This is a genomic window from Acinetobacter sp. ANC_7512 (assembly GCF_056779935.1).
On record NZ_JBWYIX010000012.1, the window covers coordinates 95,387 to 118,948 of the forward strand.

General features: G+C 39.5%; 16 protein-coding genes. 5 read left to right on the forward strand and 11 right to left on the reverse strand.

The window, feature by feature from the left end; all coding sequences use genetic code 11:
- Nucleotides 1-234: 234 nt before the first annotated feature.
- The 4 genes from dnaJ to AC1M9H_RS12000 all read right to left on the reverse strand — a co-directional run bounded on the left by dnaJ (nucleotide 235) and on the right by AC1M9H_RS12000 (nucleotide 6,204).
- Nucleotides 235-1,350 carry a molecular chaperone DnaJ gene (gene dnaJ, locus AC1M9H_RS11985; protein ID WP_035268804.1) on the reverse strand — a complete coding sequence of 372 codons (1,116 nt, stop codon included), beginning with the start codon at nucleotides 1,348-1,350 and terminating at the stop codon, nucleotides 235-237.
- Between the two features lie 94 nt (nucleotides 1,351-1,444).
- Complete coding sequence (locus AC1M9H_RS11990) at nucleotides 1,445-1,822, reverse strand: hypothetical protein (RefSeq protein WP_481613491.1); 378 nt, start codon at nucleotides 1,820-1,822, stop codon at nucleotides 1,445-1,447.
- 135 nt (nucleotides 1,823-1,957) lie between these two features.
- Nucleotides 1,958-5,092 (reverse strand): efflux RND transporter permease subunit, encoded by a 3,135-nt coding sequence (locus AC1M9H_RS11995; RefSeq protein WP_481613482.1) that lies wholly within the window; start codon nucleotides 5,090-5,092, stop codon nucleotides 1,958-1,960.
- A complete protein-coding gene (locus tag AC1M9H_RS12000) occupies nucleotides 5,089-6,204 on the reverse strand; it encodes an efflux RND transporter periplasmic adaptor subunit (protein ID WP_481590647.1) in 1,116 nt (371 codons plus the stop codon). The genes AC1M9H_RS11995 and AC1M9H_RS12000 overlap by 4 nt, the downstream gene beginning before the upstream one ends.
- Nucleotides 6,205-6,346: 142 nt before the next feature.
- Between AC1M9H_RS12000 and AC1M9H_RS12005 the strand changes: the two genes are divergently transcribed.
- The 3 genes from AC1M9H_RS12005 (at nucleotide 6,347) to AC1M9H_RS12015 (ending at nucleotide 11,370) form a co-directional block, all read left to right on the forward strand.
- Entirely contained in the window at nucleotides 6,347-6,964 is a 618-nt protein-coding gene (locus AC1M9H_RS12005; RefSeq protein ID WP_481613483.1) for a TetR/AcrR family transcriptional regulator, read from the forward strand.
- 116 nt (nucleotides 6,965-7,080) lie between these two features.
- Nucleotides 7,081-9,771 (forward strand): phosphoenolpyruvate carboxylase, encoded by a 2,691-nt coding sequence (gene ppc / locus AC1M9H_RS12010; RefSeq protein WP_481593771.1) that lies wholly within the window; start codon nucleotides 7,081-7,083, stop codon nucleotides 9,769-9,771.
- A 303-nt stretch (nucleotides 9,772-10,074) separates the two neighbouring features.
- A complete protein-coding gene (locus AC1M9H_RS12015; RefSeq protein WP_481592128.1) occupies nucleotides 10,075-11,370 on the forward strand; it encodes a solute carrier family 23 protein in 1,296 nt (431 codons plus the stop codon).
- Nucleotides 11,371-11,426: 56 nt separating this feature from the next.
- On the opposite strand, the gene AC1M9H_RS12020 is transcribed toward AC1M9H_RS12015, so the two are convergent.
- From AC1M9H_RS12020 to ilvD, 4 genes are all read right to left on the reverse strand, one after another.
- Nucleotides 11,427-13,130, reverse strand: a complete 1,704-nt coding sequence (locus AC1M9H_RS12020; RefSeq protein WP_481613484.1) for a putative bifunctional diguanylate cyclase/phosphodiesterase — start codon at nucleotides 13,128-13,130, stop codon at nucleotides 11,427-11,429.
- 171 nt (nucleotides 13,131-13,301) lie between these two features.
- On the reverse strand, nucleotides 13,302-13,589 hold the full coding sequence (locus AC1M9H_RS12025) for a chorismate mutase (RefSeq protein ID WP_481613492.1): 288 nt from the start codon (nucleotides 13,587-13,589) through the stop codon (nucleotides 13,302-13,304).
- Nucleotides 13,582-14,904 carry a hypothetical protein gene (locus AC1M9H_RS12030; RefSeq protein WP_180028931.1) on the reverse strand — a complete coding sequence of 441 codons (1,323 nt, stop codon included), beginning with the start codon at nucleotides 14,902-14,904 and terminating at the stop codon, nucleotides 13,582-13,584. The genes AC1M9H_RS12025 and AC1M9H_RS12030 overlap by 8 nt, the downstream gene beginning before the upstream one ends.
- Before the next feature lie 258 nt (nucleotides 14,905-15,162).
- Complete coding sequence (ilvD, locus tag AC1M9H_RS12035; RefSeq protein WP_081403313.1) at nucleotides 15,163-16,992, reverse strand: dihydroxy-acid dehydratase; 1,830 nt, start codon at nucleotides 16,990-16,992, stop codon at nucleotides 15,163-15,165.
- Between the two features lie 381 nt (nucleotides 16,993-17,373).
- Between ilvD and fmt the strand changes: the two genes are divergently transcribed.
- Both fmt and rsmB read left to right on the forward strand, forming a co-directional pair.
- Nucleotides 17,374-18,336: a methionyl-tRNA formyltransferase gene (fmt, locus tag AC1M9H_RS12040; protein ID WP_481592125.1), complete on the forward strand. Its 963-nt coding sequence runs from the start codon at nucleotides 17,374-17,376 to the stop codon at nucleotides 18,334-18,336.
- A complete protein-coding gene (gene rsmB / locus AC1M9H_RS12045) occupies nucleotides 18,333-19,628 on the forward strand; it encodes a 16S rRNA (cytosine(967)-C(5))-methyltransferase RsmB (RefSeq protein WP_481613485.1) in 1,296 nt (431 codons plus the stop codon). Before fmt ends, rsmB begins: the two co-directional genes overlap by 4 nt.
- Before the next feature lie 94 nt (nucleotides 19,629-19,722).
- On the opposite strand, the gene AC1M9H_RS12050 is transcribed toward rsmB, so the two are convergent.
- The 3 genes from AC1M9H_RS12050 to AC1M9H_RS12060 form a co-directional block, all read right to left on the reverse strand.
- Nucleotides 19,723-19,833: a methionine/alanine import family NSS transporter small subunit gene (locus AC1M9H_RS12050; protein WP_081403317.1), complete on the reverse strand. Its 111-nt coding sequence runs from the start codon at nucleotides 19,831-19,833 to the stop codon at nucleotides 19,723-19,725.
- Nucleotide 19,834: 1 nt separating this feature from the next.
- Entirely contained in the window at nucleotides 19,835-21,319 is a 1,485-nt protein-coding gene (locus tag AC1M9H_RS12055; RefSeq protein WP_481613486.1) for a sodium-dependent transporter, read from the reverse strand.
- A gap of 370 nt (nucleotides 21,320-21,689) precedes the next feature.
- Complete coding sequence (locus AC1M9H_RS12060; protein WP_481613487.1) at nucleotides 21,690-23,141, reverse strand: aldehyde dehydrogenase family protein; 1,452 nt, start codon at nucleotides 23,139-23,141, stop codon at nucleotides 21,690-21,692.
- Nucleotides 23,142-23,562 lie beyond the last annotated feature (421 nt).

Here is a 23,562-nt window from a genome sequence, read left to right on the forward strand (position 1 = left end):
CATGATGAGGATCGTCAGATCCTCTTTTTTTAAATTATAGTTCTAACAAAACCTATTAAAAAATTTACCTTTAGATTTTAAAAGCTTAAACAAATAAGTCTCAACAACTTTTGAATACACCCATAAACTAAGAAATTATCTAATGGTAGTATCACTTACTTTGCTTTAAGCATCTTAAGTATTTATAACTTAATAAAAACCCGACAATAATGTCGGGCTTTTATTTCATTCTGATCAGTCAAATAAACGATCGAAGAATGATTTCTTTTTAGGTGAAGATTTACTGTCCGCACCATCTAAAGATTCTTGTAACTCTTTTAAAAGTTCACGTTGACGTGCAGTTAAGTTGACTGGTGTTTCAATCACGATACGGCAAAGTAAATCACCTTGCATACTTGTGCGTACTGGTTTTACACCCTTGCCACGTAGACGGAACATTTTACCTGTTTGTGTTCCCTCAGGTACTTTCAAGTTCACACGACCATCAAGGGTTGGAATCTCAATTTCTTTACCCAATGCAGCATCAGCGATACTAATCGGCACATCCATATACAAGTCCGCGCCATCACGTTGGAAGATTTCATGTTCACGAACATTAACTTCTACGTATAGATCACCTGATTGACCATCACGAATCGCTTCACCTTTTCCAGTTAAACGAACGCGATCGCCATTATCTACGCCTGCAGGAATGGTAACTTCAAGTGTCTGTTGACGATCTTTAACACCTGAACCATGACAAGTGCCACAAGGATTTTTAATAATCTTACCTTGTCCGCGACAAGTGCTACACGTTTGCTGAACTGAGAAGAAACCTTGTTGCATACGGACTTGGCCAGCCCCGTGACAAGTTTTACAGGTTTCAACATCATTCGGGTTTTTAGAACCTTTACCATCACACACTTCACATGGTGCTGGCGCAGTAAAAGTAATTGTTTTCTTTACGCCACGTACAGCTTCTTCTAAGCTGAGCTCAAGCACATAACGTAAGTCTGAACCACGTCTTTGACGCTGTTGGCGACCGCCGCCACCAAACGCGCCACCGAAAATGTCACCAAACTGACTAAAAATGTCTTCAGCGCTAAAACCGCCACCGAAACCACCGCCGCCGCCACCGAAGCCGCCTTCAAACGCATTATGTCCCATGCGGTCATACATGCTGCGTTTTTCACTATCAGATAAAACTTCATACGCTTCAGCAGCTTCTTTGAATTTTTCTTCTGCTTCAGCATTATCAGGGTTACGGTCTGGATGATATTTCATCGCCAACTTACGGTAGGCTTTTTTAATTTCATCATCACTAGCTGTTTTAGAAACCCCTAAAACCTCATAATAATCACGTTTAGCCATGTCTGGCGATGCTCCACAAAAAAATTTGATATGACTTCTCTGCGGAATATGTTGGGGTCATATTCCGAGATTACAAGTAAATTAAATCATTATTTTAAAAAGCGGCTTTTTTCTGGATATACTTAACTAAGCCTTTAAGCCATGCATTTAGGAGAAATAGCCATGCAATTGTGGTAAAAATGACACCAATCACCGTACACCCTTTCACCCATAACACACTATCCCAATAGATAAAGCAGGCAGGAATAAACCAAAGAGCAGCAAATGCGGCCATCATCATGAATAGCACAACATTTCGTGCAATCCATAATGCTTGAGCATGGATCCAGACTTCAGCGTCTTGCGCTTGAGCCACTTTTTGCGCTAAAAAATAGGCGATTGCAGCACTGATACCAGTGAACAATGCAAGAAACATGAATACATAAGACATCGTAATTAATCGACGATGTCTTGTTAAATTGTCTCGCCCCATGGATGCTTTTTTATACCTCAACCGAGTGCACATTCAGTTTTTTTATGTACTCAGCCCACTGTGTTATTTTGTGTTAAAAACTAGGGACTACTATATTGAATTTTTCAATGCTTCGCACCTAGTATTCACATAAAACTACGCGGTTTTTGACTCTTTTTTTACTTTAAACCATGCCGCATAGAGTGCTGGCAAGAAGAACAGCGTTAATAATGTTGCGATAATGAGTCCACCCATAATTGCTACCGCCATTGGACCAAAGAAGATACTGCGTGAAAGCGGAATCATCGCCAACACAGCAGCCAATGCAGTCAAAATAATTGGACGGGCACGGCGTACTGTCGCTTCTAAAATCGCTTCCCATTGAGAATGACCCGCTTTGATATCTTGCTCGATCTGATCAATCAAGATAAGCGAATTACGCATAATCATTCCAGATAAAGCAATGGTACCTAGCATCGCCACAAACCCGAAAGGCTTATTGAATATTAACAGGAACAATACCACGCCAATTAAACCCAAAGGCGCGGTCAAGAAAACAATAAACGAACGTGAAATACTCTTGAGCTGAATCATGAGCAAGGTAAAGACCACAGCCAAAAATAACGGCATGCCAGCATTTACTGAAGTTTGCCCACGTGCAGATTCCTCCACAGTGCCTCCCACTTCTACCAGATAACCACTTGGAAGTTCGGCACGAATTTTCTCAATAGATTCAGTTAATTCACCAACCACAGTAGCTGGTTGGAGTTTAGTCCGAATATCTGCGCGTACAGTAATCGTCGGCAAACGGTTACGATGCCAAATCAGACCATCTTCAAACTTATATTGGATATTCGCAATCTGTGCCAATGGAACTGTTGTACCTTGACTCGTCGGTACAGCGAGACTTTGTAACGATGCTACATCAACACGTTCCGCTTGATCGCCACGTAAACGAATATCAATTAACTCCCGTTTCTCACGATACTGATTAATCGCAGCGCCTGTTATTGAACTATTTAAGAAATTCGCCAAATCTAAGCTAGATACGCCTAACTGACGCGCACGATCTTGATCAATTTCAAGTGAAATAATTTTACTCGGCTCACCCCAATCTAAATGAACATTGGCGGTATTTGGATTTTCACTGATTGCTTGTGACACTAATTGTGCTCGTTGGCGAACAGTATTTAAATCTTCACCAGAAACACGGTATTGAATTGGATAACCGACTGGTGGCCCATTTTCCAATAGCGATACACGTGTCCGTACTTCAGGCAATAACTTACTAATTTCTTCACTCAGATTCTTTCTAATCTCATCTCGCTCATCTAATGAGGAAGCCAAAACCACAAATTGTGCAAAACTCGCCTGAGGCAATTGTTGATCAAGTGGTAAATAGAAACGTGGAGAACCTGTACCAACATAAGCGACGTAATTATCGATCCCTTTTTGAGTCGACAAGAATTTTTCTACTTTTTTAACCGCATTTTCTGTCGCTGTTAGAGAAGCACCTTCCTCTAGTTTTAGATCCACTAATATTTCAGCACGGTTTGATGGTGGGAAAAATTGTTGTGGAACAAATTTAAACATCAAAATTGACAAGACAAATATCGCAACCGTCGCAGCAATGACGGTTTTACGATAAGTAATACATAACTCAACCCAAGATCTAAATTTTTGATACATCTTAGTTTGATATGGATCGTGATGCTCACCATGGTGTTGAACGACGGGTTGTGGCTCTGGTTGTTGACGTAATCTTGCCCATAAGCGTTGATACCACGGAGCTTTCTGATTCATTTGATTAAAATCAGGCAGTAATTTGTCACCTAAATAAGGAACAAACAGTACCGCTGCAAACCATGACACCACTAAAGCAATGGTTACAACTTGGAAGATTGAGCGAGTATATTCACCTGTGCTCGACGCAGCAGTGGCAATCGGCAAGAATCCAGCTGCAGTGATCAGCGTCCCCGTTAACATTGGAAATGCGGTCGACTTCCAAGCAAAACCTGCGGCTTTTAATCTGCTATATCCTTGTTCCATTTTAATGGCCATCATTTCAACTGCAATGATAGCGTCATCAACCAAAAGTCCAAGTGCTAAAATTAACGCGCCTAAAGAAATCTTGTGCAGTCCAACATCAAAGAAATTCATGCCTGCGAACGTCATTGCCAAGACCAAGGGAATAGAGAAAGCGACCACTAATCCTGTACGGAAACCTAAAGAGAAGAAGCTGACCAATAAGACAATAATCACGGCCTCTGCGAGCACTTTGATAAATTCGTGAATACTGCGTTGCACCGCTACAGGCTGATCTGAAACTTTTTTAAGTTCCATCCCTAAAGGTAAAGTTTGTTGTAGATCATTAAAGGTCTTTTCTAGATTTTTCCCTAGCGCAATGATATCACCACCCTTACGCATAGACACCGCAATACCAATACCATTTTTGCCCATAAAGCGCATACGTGGTTGAGCTGGCTCACTAAAGCCACGGTAAACTTCAGCCACATCGCCCAATTGAATGGTCTTATCACCAACCAGTAATGGCATGTTCTTGAGATCTTCGACTGATTTCAATTGTCCGCTGACACGCACTTGAATACGATCTGAGCTTGTTTCAAAGAAACCTGCGCTCGCCATGGTATTTTGTTTTTGTAGTGCTTCTTGAATTGCAGAAACTGGAATACCCAATTGAGCGGTTTTTGTATTTGAAATTTCTATCCAAATTTTTTGATCTTGCAAGCCAACTAAATCAACCTTACCAACATCTTGTACACGTTGTAGTTGCAGCTGTAAGCGATCGGCATATTCCTTCATCACGGCATAATCAAAATCATCACCCGTTAAGACATAAATATTCCCAAAGGTGTCACCAAATTCATCGTTAAAGAATGGACCTTGAACACCGCTAGGAAGTTGGTGTTTGATATCTCCAATTTTTTTTCTAACCTGATACCAAACATTCGGTAATTCATGGGAACGCAGCGAGTCTTTGGCAACAAAGGTCACCATTGATTCACCAGGACGAGAATAGGCTGCAATACGATCATAGAGCCCCGTACTCATTAATTCTTTTTCAATGCGATCAGTTACTTGTAATGAAACTTCTTCCGCTGTCGCACCTGGCCAATAGGTTTGAACCACCATTACTTTGAAACTAAATGGAGGGTCTTCACTTTGTGATAGTTTTGAGTAGGAATAAACACCCAATATTCCCATCAAAATCATGAAATAAAGGATCAGTCCCTTATTTTTTAACGCCCATTCTGACAAGTTAAAGTTCATATTTTCGCTCCAACTTGTCCTGCTTTTACATTCACTGCGCGGTTTTGACGATCAATCGGATTAATTTTTTGTTTATCTCGCAGTAAGTGTACACCGCCAACCACGACCCAATCAGAAGCTTTTAAACCTTGGGTCACAGGTACCGTATCACGACCATAAGCACCTATTTGAACATTCACCTTACGGATACTGTGATCTGGATTCACAACCCAAACATAAGGCTGATCTTCTGTTGCAGATACACTGGTCAAAGGAACATTAATCACATTTGAACTGGTATTTGAAAAAAATACTCGCGCACTTTGTCCAAGTTGAATTGCTGAACGCCCTTCAGTCAAAGCAACTTTGACACTAAATGTTCTAGATTGGTCGGCAGCAGGTGAAATTTCACGCACATATGCGGCGAAACGCTCCTCTGGTTTTGACCATAGCGTAACCCAAGCTTTTTGACCTGTTTTAATTTCTGATACTGCTTGTTCTGGCACACCAATCACCACTTCACGATCACCATCTATCGCCAGTTGATACGCTGCCTGCCCTGCTGCGATCACTTGACCAACTTCAATACTACGCTCAGTGATGACGCCATTTTTATTGGCAATGAGTTGGTTATATCCCGTCTGATTACTACTCACTGCATAATTTGATTGTGCTTGTTTTAAATTGGACATGGCCGATTTATATTGATTTTCTACGGCATCATATTGCGAACGACTCACCGCATTAATAGGTAATAACTGCTTAAAGCGTTTGTATTCTTCTTCGGCAATTTTGGCTGCAGATTGCGCGCTTTCTAACTGAGCTTTTGAAGCATTTAGCTGCAGTTGAGCATCTTTCACATCTAATTTTGCTAAGACTTGCCCGACTTTGACTCGATCCCCTACATCAACATAGCGTTCAGTAATTTGTCCTCCAACACGAAAAGCCAATGCCGTTTGCTGTCTCGCCTGAACTTCTCCTGCATAACTTTTCAGTTCATCTTGGGAGGTATTCGGCTGGGCAACCATCACAAATGGAATTTGTTCCTCTGTGGGTTTATCCTTACTACACGCGGTGAGTATCACGCTACAAATGAGCATTAGACTGTATGTGGCAAATTTTTGAGGACTCATGTGCACTGCTCTTATGTCAATTTTTAGGCAAATCAAATTAGGGATATTAATTTGATTATTTTTTAATTAATATACCGCATGGTACAGTAATTAAAAATCATTTTTCAAGGTATGACCTAAACTGTTTTTTTTGGATTTTTTTGTGCAAATGAATATTGGACGTCCTAAGGATTTAGTTAAAAAGAAACAAATATTAGAGGCAGCTAAACGTTTGTTTCTAAAACAGGGCTTTCATGGTTCAAGCATGAATCAAATTGCCAAAGAAGCTGGCGTGACTAAACTGACGGTGTATAACCATTTTCAAGATAAAGAATCGTTATTTACCTATGCAATTGCAGAAACGTGCGAAGAATCAATCAATGCTCGGCGAATCCAATTACACCCTGAATCCAATTTTTTAGAAGACTTCTATCAGGTGTGTAGTTTAGCGCTGCAAATTGTCAATCTTCCTGAAGCCATTAAGCTTGAGCATTTATTATTAGAATTGGCAGCAGAGCAAAATCCTTTGGCTGAACCTTTTTATAATGCATCTCATAAGCGGTTATTTGTGGTTTGGACTGATTTTTTTGCTCAAGCGATTGAGCACGGATTTATCCAGAAAGATGATGCTGAAAAGCAAACACATTTGCTCCTTTCTTTACTCTTAGGGCATCGACATCATGAAGTATTGTTAGGTGTTCGTCAGGTTCCCAATGAAGCAGAATGTGATGAAATTATTCATCAAGCCATCGAATTATTTATGCTGAAATACAAAAAATAGCTCTCTCCATTCTTAAATGGCGTATTTTTCACCTAATTTTCTTTAAATTATTTTGCAATCGCTTGGCATGTCATGAATAAGCGGTATAGTCAAAAGAACAAGAAAAGGAGAAAAAAATGATTCAACAAATTGATGCTCCATTACGTGAAGACGTACGCTTACTCGGTAATCTTTTAGGAGAGACTTTAAAAGAACAAGCTGGACAAGATTTGTTTAATCAAGTTGAACAAATTCGTGCACTCGCGAAAGGTGCACGTGATGGTGATAGCGAAGCTGAAAAACAATTAGAAAGTTTATTTTTAAGTTTAAAAGATGATGAGATTCTTCCACTGACACGCGCTTTTTCACATTTTCTGAACTTTGCCAATATTGCAGAACAATATCATGTGGTACGTAGCCGTCGCCAAAATGAGTTTGATGAAAACGGTGCTGCAGCAAATGTCCTTATTCCCCTTTTTGAAAAATTTCAACAACAGCTGATTTCAGCGGAAACCCTTTATCAACAAATTTGTGAGCTAAATATTGAGCTTGTACTCACCGCACATCCTACGGAAGTTAGTCGTCGCACCTTGATCCAAAAATATGATGGGATCAACGAGTGTTTATCTAAGTTTGATCAGCAAAAGCTGACCCCCAAACAGCGCGCTCAAGTTCTTTCTGAATTAAAACAATTGGTTTGTTCAGCATGGCAAACCGATGAAATTCGCCAACATCGTCCAACCCCAATTGATGAAGCAAAATGGGGTTTTACTACCATTGAGCAAACTTTATGGAACGCTATTCCTAAGTTTGTCCGTGAATTGAATCAATTGGTTCAAGAGCATTGTTCTCAAGCTTTACCTTTAGATATTGCACCTGTGCGGTTTGCATCTTGGATGGGTGGTGACCGAGATGGAAACCCAAATGTCACACACAAAGTGACTCAAGAAGTTTTATGGTTATCTCGATGGAAAGCCGCGGATCTCTACCTCCGAGATATTGAAGATTTACGTTGGGAGCTTTCTGTTCAGGCGTGCAGTGATGAACTAAAGACTGCCTTAGGTCAGCCTCATCCAGAGCCTTATCGTGAATATTTAAGAACAACACGTGAACGCTTAAAAATTACAAGAGAATGGCTCACTGCAAAATTACAAGGTCAACATTCTGATGTGGATCGTAGCCAGATTATTCATCACAAAGATGAGTTGTTGCAGCCATTATTGTTATGTTATCGCTCATTAGTCGATTCAAACCTTTCCGGTATTGCTCAAGGAAAGTTACTCGATTTTATTTATCGCGTGAATTGTTTCGGTATTGAGTTATTAAAACTAGATATTCGCCAAGAGTCAGGTCGTCATCGTCAAGCAATTTCAGCGATTACTGAGTATCTTGGACTTGGCAATTTTGAGACATGGACTGAACAAGCCCGTCAAAACTTCTTATTACAAGAACTGCAAAGCAAACGCCCTTTACTTCCTAAACATCTTAATGAATCTGCTCAAAGTCTTATTGAGCATCCTGATGTTCAAGAAGTATTCGCTACCATGCGAACTTTGGCAGAACAACCTGCTGAGAGTCTAGGTGCTTATATTATTTCAATGGCGGAATATCCAAGTGACGTTTTGGCGGTTCTATTACTCCAAAAAGAAGCAGGTATTAAGCAACCTCTGCGTGTAGTTCCATTATTTGAAACGTTAAAAGATTTAGATGGCGCAGCTTCGACCATGAATACTTTATTCAGTATGCATTGGTACAAACAACATATTCAAAACAAGCACGAGGTCATGATTGGTTACTCTGACTCAGCAAAAGATGCAGGTTTCATGTCTGCGAATTGGGCTCAGTACCGTGCACAAGAAGAGTTAACAGCTATTGCCAAACAACATGGTATACAACTCACTTTGTTCCATGGTCGTGGTGGCTCAATTAGTCGTGGTGGTGCTCCAACCCAACAAGCACTATTTTCACAACCACCTGGCTCAATCTCAGGTGCAATCCGTGTGACCGAACAAGGCGAAATGATCCGATTCAAATTTGGATTAGAAGAAATCGCACTGCAAAATTTAGAAATTTATACCGCAGCTACCTTAGAAGCGACTTTACTCCCACCACCAGAACCCAAGGCAGCATGGCGCGAGTTGATGCACAAGATGACGGAACTCTCTGTGAATGTTTACCGTCAAACAGTCCGCGAAAACCCTCATTTTGTCCAATACTTAAGAACCGTGACGCCAGAGCTTGAATTACAGATGCTACCTTTGGGTTCAAGACCAGCGAAACGAAAAATCAGCGGTGGTATTGAATCCTTACGTGCAATTCCATGGGTATTTGCATGGACTCAAATTCGATTAATGCTTCCAGCATGGTTAGGTACTGGTGCAGCCATCAATCAAGTCATTTCAGAAGGTCACAAAGCTGAGCTAGATGAAATGTTAGAACAATGGCCTTATTTCCAAACTTTAATTGATATGTTGGAGATGGTGCTATCTAAATCAGATAGCAATGTCGCATTGTATTATGAATCTCATCTCACCCAAGATGAAAATCTTAAAGTATTGGGTGCGGAACTACGCCAACGCTTACATGACGCAGTACAAACTTTATTGGCAATGAAAGGTGAATCTAAATTACTCAGTTCTAATGAAGTTCTTGATCAAGCCATGAAGATTCGTAAACCCTATCTTCTTCCATTACACCTGTTACAAGCAGAACTCATGAAAAGACGTCGCGAATATTTAGCTGAACGAACTGTCGAACAAACTGAGGTTGACCATGCATTAATGGTAAGTATTGCAGGTATTGCTGCTGGATTACGTAATACGGGTTGATTTCACGACTGCCTATGCTCAAGTACCTTTATGGGCTTGAGCAATTTAGAGACTTTATTCTAATTTTCAGTAATGACAACGAAGCACCTATAAATTTTTTACTCAATATGGATATAGATTTTTTTGATATAGCTGAATTGCAATAGGCTGATTTTACTTTATTTTTAAAACATATTTTTTTTACCGATGGGTAAAAATTCAATAAAAGTCAGACCATTAGTTTTAATAATTTTGCAAGAAACAGATGATTTCTCATAAAACAGGCGTATGATGTGCACAATTTAACTATTGAGTGCTCACTTTATGACCAGTTGGTTTCCTAAATGGCGTCCCTTTACGGATGATATTGATACGCGTCCTGTTGGCACGACCGAATATTTACCTCCTGCGCAAAGTGTAGTTCTTGGCATTCAACATGCTTTTGCCATGTTTGGTGCGACAGTTTTAGCACCATTATTAATGGGTTTTGATCCTAATCTTGCCATATTAATGTCAGGTATTTGTACCCTGTTATTTTTCCTCATCACTGGCGGTCGAGTGCCCAGTTATTTAGGCTCAAGCTTTGCTTTTATTGGTGTAGTCATCGCGGCAACGGGATATGCCGGTGCTGGAGCAAATGCGAATATTGCATTAGCTGCTGGGGGAATTATTACCTGTGGTGTACTTTATGCCTTAATTGGTTTTCTGGTGATGGCAACAGGTACTCGATGGATTGAAAAGCTCATGCCTCCTGTCGTAACAGGTTCTGTGGTCATGATCATCGGTCTGCATCTTGCACCGGTAACGGTAAAAAGTGTCGCGGGTAATCCATTTAATATGTGGATGGCATTGATTACTGTCATTTGTATGGCTTCAATTGCAGTATTCACCAAAGGGATGCTACAACGCCTACTTTTACTTGTGGGTTTGGTGCTGTCTTATATCGTATACTTTGTTATTACGAATATCATGGGTTACGGTACTCCAATTAACTTCACGCCGATTACACAAGCTGCATGGTTTGGTCTGCCTAACTTTCATGCTCCTGAGTTCAGTATGAACGCGATGCTCATCATTGCTCCTGTAGCTTTAATTTTAGTGGCTGAAAACTTAGGTCACATCAAAGCAGTCTCTGCCATGACTGGTGAAAATCTAGACCCACATATTGGTAAAGCGTTTGTAGCCGATGGTGTTGCAACATCATTAGCCGGTGGTGTAGGTGCTCCAGGCATGACCACTTATGGGGAAAATATTGGCGTGATGGCTGTGACACGTGTCTATTCCACGATTATTTTTGCCATCGCAGGTGTATTCGCAATTTTCCTTGGCTTATCACCAAAATTTGGTGCAATTATTCAAACCATTCCAACTGCGATTCTTGCAGGTGCATCAATTGTGGTGTTTGGTTTAATTACCATCGCTGGTGCTAAAATTTGGATCGAACATCGTGTCGATTTCTCTAAAAATAAAAACCTCATGATTGCTGCGATCACGCTGATCTTAGGTACTGGTGACTTTGCGCTTCAATTTGGTAGCTTCAATTTAGGTGGTATTGGAACGGCTACCTTTGCTGCATTATTCCTGAATTGGTTCTTTAGCTTAGGTGGAAAGTCTAACTAAAAATCTATCGCATATAAAAAAAGAGAGCTTAATGCTCTCTTTTTTAATTTTTTATTCTAATTAAGTATTTTAAGATTTTTTTCAATGGGTTTAGGTCGACCAAAATAATAGCCTTGAAACGTATTACAACCATTTTCTTTTAGAACTTGGAACTGCTCTTCAGTTTCTACACCCTCTGCCACCACATTCAGATCAAGAATTTGTGCTAAATCAATAATCGTTTTCACAATAGCAATATCACGTGGATTACCGACAATATTTTCTACAAATGAACGATCAATTTTGAGTTGATCCAGTGGAAGCATTTTGAGGTAATTCAATGAAGAATATCCTGTTCCAAAATCATCCATAGAGAATCTTAATCCACGCTCGATGAGCTTTTTCATTTTCTCAATTGAGTTATGCATATCGGTATAGAACATGCTTTCAGTGAGTTCTAAACGTAATAATGTTGGATCAATTCCTGCTTCATCAATAATCCGAAGCACATTTTTATCAAAGTCAGTCTTACGGAATTGTTCGACACTAATATTGACTGAAATCGTCCAGTTTGAAGATTCTGGGTATTGGCTCCAATCTTTTAACTGTTGGCATGCTAATACTAATACACGATTACCAACATCATGTATGAGATCAGTTTTCTCCACTTCTTCAATAAATCGACCTGGTAAAATTAAACCGTGTTCAGGATGACTCCAACGTAGCAAAGCCTCATACCCGATCACTTCCTCTTCGCGATTTACTAAAATCTGATAATAAAGTTGGAACTCATCTCGTAATAAAGCTAATCTTAAATCATTTAATAAAGCAGCTTTAGCAATAACACTTTGTTCCATTTCAGGATCAAAAACACATATGCAGTTTTTACCATTTTCTTTAGCTTGATACAGCGCCATGTCGGCGTACTTAAGCAACTCATTTTTTGGCAATTTTGAATTACGGAAAATAAAAATTCCGATACTAGAGCTAGTATGAATTTTATTATCCTTTAATACGAAAGGCTCATTTAATGCAGCACGAACTTTATCAGCGATTTGCATCACTGCTTGATTAGCAATCGTTTCATCTGGATCTAAATCTGAAAGAATAATTAAAAACTCGTCTCCACCAAGACGGACAATTGCATTCTGCTGTGCCACACACTCCATAAGACGCACCGAGACCATTTTGAGTAGGTCATCTCCACGATCGTGTCCTAACGTGTCATTAATATTTTTGAAGTTATCCAAATCCAACATCATGAGTGCACTATGTGTACCATTTTGTTTACATGATTCAATCACCGCCAACATGCGTTCTTGCATAAAACGGCGGTTAGGCAATCCCGTTAATTCATCATGTAATGCCATATAACGTGCATGGTCTTCGGAATTTTTTAGCTGTGTGATATCAGTTCGAATGGAGATATAGTTTTGTAAAACGCCATTATTATCTTTAAGCGGCACAATCGTGGTTTCAACCCAATATAAAGAACCATTTTTAGCTCGGTTACAAATTTCGCCTTTCCAAATTTCTCCACTCGAAATGGCTTTCCACATATATTTAAAAAAACTTCTCGGGTGATAGCCTGAATTAATAATTTTATGTGTCGATCCGACCAGTTCTTCATAAGAATACTGTGAGATATTACAAAACTTCTCATTGACATGAGTAATGACACCACGTGCATCTGTTATGGCTACAATTGAATGTGCATCAATGGCTACTTTGTAGTTTTCAAGATCCTTGACTATTTTTTCTAATTGTAACTGGGTATCCATAGCGCCTTCGACCGTCAGTCTAAAAAGTGATGTATCCAAATGTTAACTTAATATTATTTTTTGTAACACTAAGCTTTGTTGAACCAGTTCACAAATCGGCTATATATTTTGTAAATTTCAATGAATAAAAGAGGAAACTAAGTTCCTCATTCTTATTAAGAATTCCGACTGTTATGGTCGTAATTCTTTTAACTCTCTTTGAATAAAGTGTTGAATCATCTCTCGATATATTTTTTCCATGAGTAATGGATCCACACCATTTTTTGTAGCCAATTCACGTATTTTTTCAATCACTATTTCAACACGTTCAGGTGACTGTACATCTTGGATAGTTCTTTTAAATCGCACTGCCTGATCTACGTAATATTGGCGTAAACCAATTAATTCTGTTATAGCTTGATCAATTGAATCTATTTGTGCTCGAGCTTGCTGAAGGGTTTCGCATTTTTCTTTATTGATTTTCAATTGATTCGGTATCCCTGTGTTCAGATTCATTTTCACTTTTGTACTTTTGTTCTAACACATTACTGAAAATACTTTCAATCATCCATACACGATATAAGCTATTAAACACATAACTCTTTCCATCGATACGAAGCTCAAGCACTGGTAAATCAGGTTGTGATTTCATCTCACAGAGTAATTGATTTTCTTCCAGCTTTTGACTGATCGACTCTTCAGTGAGCGTCGTGATATTCAAGCTCTGTTTTAAGGCTTGAATATGAGGTCGATACGATAGATCTTTACCTTTACTCCATACAGCCTGCAAGATTTCATACATTGCATCAAGGCGTTGATCCTCAGGCACACTGTAAAACAATCGTGCTATTTCATATGTCGCCTGCTGAGTCGGTCGGCAAAACGGCGTAAATTTTACTTCTGTTCGTTTAGATAAACGCGTTGCCAAACTCCAATCAAATAAATCTCGTCCCTGATATTGCAATGGATAAACGGTAAGTTGGATATCGTAATAATCGGCAAGTTCCTCTTTAATATAAGCTAATAATAACCAAGAGATCGGATCTTCTAATGCAATATAGAGGTCCAACTCAGGATTCATCGCCTGAATCTCAGATAATTCTTCAGCATCATTCATTAGGTGTTCCCGCCACTCAATATGATTGATGAGAAAAATAGGATTACCGGTCAAGAGTCTTTGTTGTTTTAAACGGCGGGTCAATCTTAATAAATCATCTACCGCATGATACCGACGATTACCGAGCTCAAAAAAACTTGCTAAAACTGGCGTGTGATCAAAAGTTCGCTCAGCGATTTGTTGTTCTTTTCGATGTCGACTAGCCATGACATACAAAGTACGTAATTTTCCATACTGCTGTTGCCACAACATATGGAAGACATCTTCCAATAAATAGAGAAAATTTTCACCTGTTAATGGGGTATTTCGTAAAATCGTTTCTGCCTGTTGAATCGCTTCAGCACTTGGTATTTCAGGCTTTTCATTATCGAATCCGAAACGATGCTGGTACGCTAAAATTTGGGCATCACGTAGACTGTAATCTTGCCACTCTTCAGGACTCATATCATTTGGAGCTTCAGCAGCAGTATCTGAGATAACAATTTTTAAAGGCTTAATTTCATCTTTTAAAATGTCATTTAATTGTGCCAATTGCTGGACTGCAAGATAACTATACACATCATCTAAACGAAGATAGATCGTTAAACCCTGCTCAGTTGACAAGACCTCTTGACGATTTGGTTTCTGATAAAACCAACTCGATCGTAGCGGATCAAACCAACGGCGTAACAATGACATGAGATGTGCCTCAGATGATTTTACTGGTAAATTATGTGCTCAAAGTATCGAATTCATCGCTTTTTTTAAAACTAAAAAAGTTTGAACGCGAGCAAAACTTATATCAAGACAAAGAGAATTGATCAATATTTATGACCTTTCTATCAAATATTGTCATTAATGTAATTGACGCTTTCAGATGAAATTCAAACTTTTCGTGATTAAAAAAGCATCCCGAAGGATGCTTTTGAATCATGATGGATCTAGTTTATAACTAGATTAGATGTCACGTACCGCACCTTTTGCAGCACTTGTTGCATGCATTGCATACGCTTTCAGTGCTTTAGATACTTTACGTGGACGCTCTTTCGCAGGCTTCCAACCTTTAGCTTCTTGTACTTCACGGCGCGCAGCCAATACATCATCAGCAACTGCTAAGTGAATCGTACGGTTTGGAATATCAATTTCGATACGGTCACCATCTTCAACCAATGCAATTGCACCGCCTTCAGCCGCTTCTGGAGACACGTGACCAATTGAAAGACCTGATGAACCACCCGAGAATCGACCATCAGTCACAAGCGCACAGTCTTTACCTAAGCCTTTTGATTTTAAGTAGCTTGTTGGATACAGCATTTCTTGCATACCCGGACCACCTTGTGGACCTTCGTAACGAATCAGAACCACGTCACCTGCTACGATTTTGCCGCCTAAGATTGCTTCTACTGCATCATCTTGGCTTTCAAATACGCGTGCTGTACCGTTGAATTTCAGAATCGAGTCATCTACACCAGCCGTTTTTACGATACAACCATCAAGTGCGATGTTACCGTAAAGGACTGCTAAACCGCCGTCTTTAGAGAAAGCATGTTCTGCATTACGAATCACGCCATTTTCACGGTCGCCATCAAGACGTGTGTAGTAACGGTCTTGTGAGAATGCTGTTTGTGTTGGTACACCGCCCGGTGCTGATTTATAGAAGTTATATACCTCTTCATTTTCAGTACGAATAATGTCCCACTTATCTAAAGCGTCTTTTAATGTTTTTTCGTGTACGGTTGGTACAGAAGTATCTAACAAACCTGCACGGTCTAGTTCGCCAAGGATCGACATGATACCGCCTGCACGGTGGACATCTTCCATGTGAACATTTTTAACCGCAGGTGCAACTTTACACAGTACAGGCACTTTACGTGATAAACGATCGATATCATCCATTGTAAAATCAACTTCTGCTTCATGCGCAGCCGCTAATAAGTGAAGTACTGTATTGGTAGAACCACCCATCGCGATATCTAAAGTCATGGCATTTTCATAAGCAGCTTTAGGGGCAATGTTGCGTGGTAATACGCTGTAATCATTTTGTTCGTAATGGCGTTTTGTGATTTCAACAATCAACTGACCCGCACGCTCAAATAGTTTTTTACGGTTGGCATGCGTTGCAAGTGTTGAACCATTACCCGGTAATGATAAACCTAATGCTTCTGTCAAACAGTTCATTGAGTTTGCAGTAAACATCCCTGAACATGAACCGCAAGTCGGGCATGCAGAACGTTCGTATGCTTTTACTTCTTCATCTGTGTAGTTGTCATCTGCAGCAACAATCATGGCATCCACAAGGTCAATTGCTTGTTCACCACCACGAATTTGGACTTTACCAGCTTCCATTGGACCGCCTGAAACAAACACAACAGGAATGTTTAAGCGCATTGCTGCCATCAACATTCCCGGTGTGATTTTGTCGCAGTTCGAGATACAAACCATTGCATCTGCACAGTGTGCATTGACCATGTATTCAACTGAGTCAGCAATCAAGTCACGCGATGGTAATGAATACAACATTCCGTCGTGACCCATTGCAATACCGTCGTCTACTGCGATTGTATTAAATTCTTTAGCTACACCACCCGCTTGTTCAATCTGACGTGCAACAAGCTGACCTAAGTCTTTAAGATGCACATGACCCGGTACGAATTGTGTGAATGAGTTGACTACTGCAATAATTGGTTTGCCAAAATCTTCGTCTTTCATTCCAGTTGCACGCCATAAGCCACGTGCACCCGCCATATTTCTTCCGTGTGTTGATGTTTTCGAACGATAGTCAGGCATTTTTATTTCCAACTTAAGCTGAGCTCGATGAATATGTATTCAATCTGGCTAAATGATACTGAAATATAAGGCTAAATCAGTTGAACCTTACTTCTATTATGACAGCTTTCTGATTAACAGTTAACCATTGCTTGCAATTGTTCGTATAGGTCTGATTTGCCCTCAACGATCTAAATCGATGTAAGAGATATGATCTACTATAAACCCTTATCTGAAATCGTAATACAAAACTTTCATGAATCTTTTTTTAAAAATACATAAATTTTATTAATCACACCTTAAGCACAAAATGCACATGAAAACGTTTCAAATTACGACCTTATTTGGGCGAAAATCGCTTTTGGCATATAATGTTCTTTATATTGTTTTGGAAGTGTCTGAGTGAAAATCATCTTTGCGGGAACCCCTGAATTTGCAGCGAGTGCATTAGCAGCTTTGCTAAAGACTTCTCATGAAATTGTTGCTGTGTATACGCAGCCAGACCGTAAAGCAGGACGTGGACAAAAACTAACAGCGTCAGCGGTAAAGCAATTGGCGCTTGAGCACAATATTCCTGTTTACCAACCTTTACATTTTAAATCGTCGACTGAGGAAGGTTTGGCTGCTCAAGCTGAACTCAAGTCTTTCAATGCTGATGTGATGGTGGTCGCAGCATACGGTTTAATCTTGCCTCAAGTCGTTTTAGATACACCTAAATACGGCTGCTTGAATATTCATGGTTCCTTATTGCCTCGCTGGCGAGGTGCAGCCCCTATTCAACGTGCTATCGCGACAGGTGATACTGAAACAGGTATTACGATCATGAAAATGGCAGCTGGTCTAGACACTGGTGACATGATGTTTAAAACGATCTGTCCTATTACGGCTGAAGATACTTCCGCAACCTTACATGATAAACTGGCTCAACAAGGGGCTGAAGCCACTCTCGCTGTTTTAGAAAGTGAAGACACTTTAAAGCATTATTTAGATACACGTGAAGTTCAAGATGAATCACTTACAGTGTATGCACATAAACTGTCGAAGGCTGAAGCTCAAATTAACTGGGCAAATGATGCTGTGACGATTGATCGAAATATCCGTGCTTTCAATCCTTGGCCCGTAGCTTTCACTCCTATTGATGAAACCAACAATTTACGTATTTGGAATTCGAAACTTTCTTCACTCACTCCATCAACTCAACAAGTCGGTGAAATCATCGGTGTCGATCAGGATGGTGTTCACGTTGTGTGTGGTGATCATCAAGTGATTTGCCTCACTCAACTTCAGTGGCCAGGCGGTAAAGCGCTCAATGCTGCACAAATTCTACAAAGTCAAAAATTGCAGCCAGGACAGATCTTCGCATGAGCCAACAATCTTCTCATTTAAATTTACGCGGACATGTGATTAAAACATTACTGGCCGTTCAGAATGGGCAATCCCTCACCTCTGTTCTTTCCCAACATCTTTCATTGGTTGGTGAGCGTGATCGGGCCTTATTTCATGAATTGACTTTAGGCACTTTACGCCAATGGCATGCACTTAAAGCAATTACTCTCCCTCTTCTGACTAAACCGCTCAACAACGAAACCGTTGAAAGCTGCCTATATTTAGGTTTATATCAACTGCTTTGCACGCGTATTCCAGCACATGCGGCTATCTCAGAAACGGTAACAGCCACCAAACAACTTGGTTTTGAAGCTTTAAGTGGCGTCGTGAATGCGATTCTACGTCGTGTTTCACGTGAAACTGAAGAATTCGGCGAAGCATTAGACCAAGCCCATGGTTTACCTAGTTGGCTATTTAAACGCTTGAAAAAAGATTGGCCAGAGCATCTTCAAATGCTTTCAGCTGAGCTTAAACTGGCTGCGCCTTTGACACTACGTGTAAATGAACGACAGGTAAGCCGTGAGGAATATTTAGATATTCTTGATGAAGAAGGGATTGATGCTCATCCATGTGAATGGTCCGATGTAGGCATTATCTTAGATCAATCCGTGCATATTCCTCACCTCCCTGGCTTTGAAGAAGGTGGTTTTTCTGTTCAGGATGAACATGCTCAACTTTGCGCGACCTTGTTGCCGAATCTTGATGATAAGATCGTAATTGATGCATGTGCGGCTCCAGGTGGAAAAACAGCACATATTTTAGAGTGTTATCGTCCTAAAAAGCTGTATGCGATCGATCACGACACAAAGCGTTTAAGCCGCGTAAGTGAAAACTTAGAGCGTCTTGCTCTTAATCAGTATGCACCAGTGGAAATACTGACTGCTGATGCTACGGTATGGTCTGCACCTGAACAGGCTGACTGTATTATTCTTGATGCACCGTGTTCTGCTATTGGAGTTGTACGACGTCATCCAGATATTCGTTTACTTCGCCAATCTACCGATATCCAACAAACGGTTGCTCTTCAAAAACAGATTCTGAATCATATGTGGCAACAACTCAAAGTTGGCGGGTCAATGCTTTATATTACCTGCTCGATTTTGAAAGCTGAAAATGAACACCAAATGATTGATTTCTTCAACACGCATGCAGATGCTCAAGAAATCAAATTAAATGTAAATTGGGGAATTGAACAAATCCACGGCCGTCAGTTATTGCCACAACAAGGTCATGGGGATGGATTCTATTATTGTTTAATTCAAAAGATTTAATGCTATTTTTTAAGATAGTTTATTTCTAATTTATCGACATATTAAAAAAGCCATGACTCATATCATGGCTTTTTTAATATTGATCTAAAGTGGTTTAATCTTCAAGCTCATCTGGGTTTTTTGCCAAATGAATCATTGCTAAAATAAGACCACCCCATAACAGCACTGTTGAGATAATAAGCATCATTAAAGCAGAAGTATTCATCTTATTTCTCCTCAGGTCCATTGTCTTTTAGACGACTAAAAACAACCGCACAGAATACAAAGATTGCAACTACACCGCCACCAATTGGCAATAGAATCTCAATTGGATAACCGCCATAACCTTCAGTAAATATTGACTTCAAGGTCATCAATAGCGCAGCTAACAATGAGATTGGCGTAACTACAGTCAACATGAAGTTCCAACCAGCACCTAGCTTAATACTAGAATATTGATTTACATGTTCTTGAAGTTGCTTTAACAACGGGCGACGGAACCATGACACCAATATGATTGATAATAAGCCACCCGCGACAATACCAATATTATTGGCAAAGTAATCGATAATATCGACAAACGTAATCGCGCTGTGAGTTGAAAACAATAAAGTTGAAACAATTGCTGAACCACCTGCAATAATTGTCACAGCCTTCTTACGAGACCATCCTAACTTGTCTTGAAAACCTGCGATTGGAACTTGAAGGATACTGACCATGGATGTAATCCCTGCAACTGTTAAAGATGCAAAGAACAAGAAGCCAAATAAGTCTCCGCCAGCCCCCATGCTTGAAATGATTTTAGGGAAAGCGATAAAAGCTAAACCAATACCACCAGATACCACATCGTCAACTGAAGCACCCGCACTGTAGGCCATGAAACCTAATGCTGCAAATACCCCAATACCAGCTAAAATTTCAAAAGATGAATTTGCAAGAGCAACGACTAGTCCAGAACCAGTTAAATTCGTTTTTTTCTTCAAATACGAAGCGTAGGTCAACATAATCCCGAAACCAACGGATAACGAGAAAAAGATATGGCCAAATGCAGCTAACCACACTTTATAGTTGCCCATTGCTTCCCAGTTTGGTGTAAAGAATGCATTTAAACCTTGGACAGCACCTGGTAAACGAATAGCTTGAATCACGAGAATCGTAAATAAAACCACCAATAATGGCATAAAGATCTTATTCGACAATTCCACGCCTTTCTTCACCCCACCATACAGGATGAACATAACGATCGCCCAAACGACAACCAAACCTATAAATAAGGTCGGAACAAACCCAAATGCTAAGCCTTCACCATTCTGAAGATAGGTGGTGAAAAAGAATTTTTCTGTATCACTTCCCCACTGTTGACCAAATGAGTAGAACATATAACTACCCGCCCATGACAATACACTGGCATAGTAAATACCAATAATTAATGTCACAGCAACTTGCCACCAACCCAATGATTCACCATTCATCAACTTCTTGTAAGCTGTAGGTGGGGCCTTACGGTATTTATGTCCAACTGCATAATCTAAAAATAAAAGTGGAAGACCGGCAGCAAAAATTGCAACCAGATAAGGGATTAAAAATGCCCCGCCACCATTTTCATATGCGACATAGGGAAAACGCCAAATATTGCCTAAACCTACTGCAGAACCAATAGCTGCAATAATAAAACCTGATCTGGCGCTCCAATTTTCACGTGAAGCTGTCATATAGTACCTAATCCGTAAATGGGTACACGCTTACTGCTATTGTTGATGTTATCTCGCAAGTAATTGCATACCATTAAAATTTTGTTGTTTGAATCAGAAACGGCCTTTTGAGCATTTTTTTCGAATTACAAACCACCCCTTATTTAATATTCTTGGTTAAAGAAAGATGAAATAAAGGATGTTTAATGAATCAACAATAGCGCTTTTAATCAGATTTTTCTGTAATTAATTCAGGAAAAAACTGTGTTTCATCATTTTTTTATTCTTATTGATTAATTTTAACTCAATATGTTTATTTTTAAATCACTGCGTTAATCTAAACTAAATAATATAAAAGGAGCGTTATGCTCCTTTTAACATAAAAAATAATTTATCCTTGTTTAATCACAAGCAAACGCTCTTCTTGCATATCTCGAATTGCTGATTGAATCCCTTCTCGACCTAGACCCGAATCTTTAACGCCACCATAAGGCATATTATCTACACGGAATGATGGAATATCATTAATGATGACACCACCTACATGTAAATGATTCCACGCATACATCATTTTATTCAGACTTTGTGTATAAACGCCAGCTTGTAGACCAAATCGGCTTTGATTAATTGTAGCAATGCCTTTTTCAAAATCTTTGTACTTCTCTAGAATAGCAACGGGTCCAAAAGCTTCATCTTTATAAATTTCTAAAGACGCATCAACATTTTCTAACAATATTGGATCAAATAAAGCCCCTTTAACCTGACCTTCAACTAAAACTTTGGCGCCTTTCTTTACCGCTTTATCGACCCATTTTTTAAGCCTTTTAGCTTCTGCCTCCTTGATCATAGGGCCACATAAGGTCGAGTCTGAATTCGGATCGCTCGCTTTGATTTTTTTTATTTTGGAAATTAATTTCTTCTTTAAATCCGTATAAATATTTTCATGGACTAAAATTCTTTGGACACTAATACAAACTTGACCTGCATGGTTATAAGCTCCCCCAATAAGACGATCAATTAACACATCAGATATTTCAGTATCAGGTTCAATTAAAACAGCAGCATTTCCACCAAGCTCTAAGGTGACTTTTTTTCGACCAGCACGTGCTTTCATATCCCAACCGACTTCATCCGATCCAGTAAAACTGAGTAATTTGAATCGGTCATCGGTTACCAAGATATCTGCCTGTTCGCGAGGACAAGGTAAAACTGAAAATGCACCTTGAGGTAAATCAGTTTCCGCCAACACTTCTGCAATTTTTAGAGCAGAAACTGGTGTAAGTGACGCAGGTTTCAGTACGAAAGGACACCCTGCTGCAATTGCAGGTGCAATTTTATGAGCAGTTAAATTAAGTGGAAAATTAAAAGGACTAATTAATGATATAGCACCAATCGGAACATGTTTAATCATACCTGTATAACCCTGTGCAGCAGCTGTCACAGCCAATGGCATTAAACGCCCATCGTCCATTTGTGTAACAGCATCAGCAGCGATTTGAAAGGTATTTATAAGACGCTCAACTTCAGCCTGAGCTGCTTTTAATGGCTTTCCACCCTCTGCAATCAAAATTGCAGTTAATTCCTCTCTCATTTCGCCAAAGCGTTTGACACAATGTAATAAAATCTTTTGCTTTTGAAATGGTTCTAATTTTGCCATCGCCTGTTCTGCATCAATTGCAGATTGGATTGCTTTTTCTAAAGTATTTGCATCTGCTAAGGCTACTCGGGCAAATGTTTTTTGGCTAAATTTATCTTTTACCTCAAGCCATTGACCTGTTTGGGATGCTTTAGAGGCTACATAAAGAGAATAATCACACTCAATTTTTTTTTCTGAATTGGTCATCGCGTATCCTTAAATATATTCGGATTTAAAACTTTTAAATTCACTATATCATGACCTCTCAAGCAACTTCTGTTCATGAGTAATTAAGTAATATATTTTTCACTCTTACTTTTTATTATGTAAATGCCTCTATTGCATCTCGCATGCATTTTAATCACTCATTATTTAAAGCATTAAAATACAACCACGACCAATTGATTAGGCGATCATTTTTCTATGTACACAGGTGTACCAATAGAAACTAATCATACTTTATGAATTTGAGCATCAGATGGATAAGAGAGGTTGCTATAACTGTTCAAGACATAAAATTTATCGTCTATATGATTATTTATTTCAATTTATATATATAAAAAAACACCCCCTTCGAATGAAGGGGGTGTTTAGAATAATGAGCTGGCGATGACTTACTCTCACATGG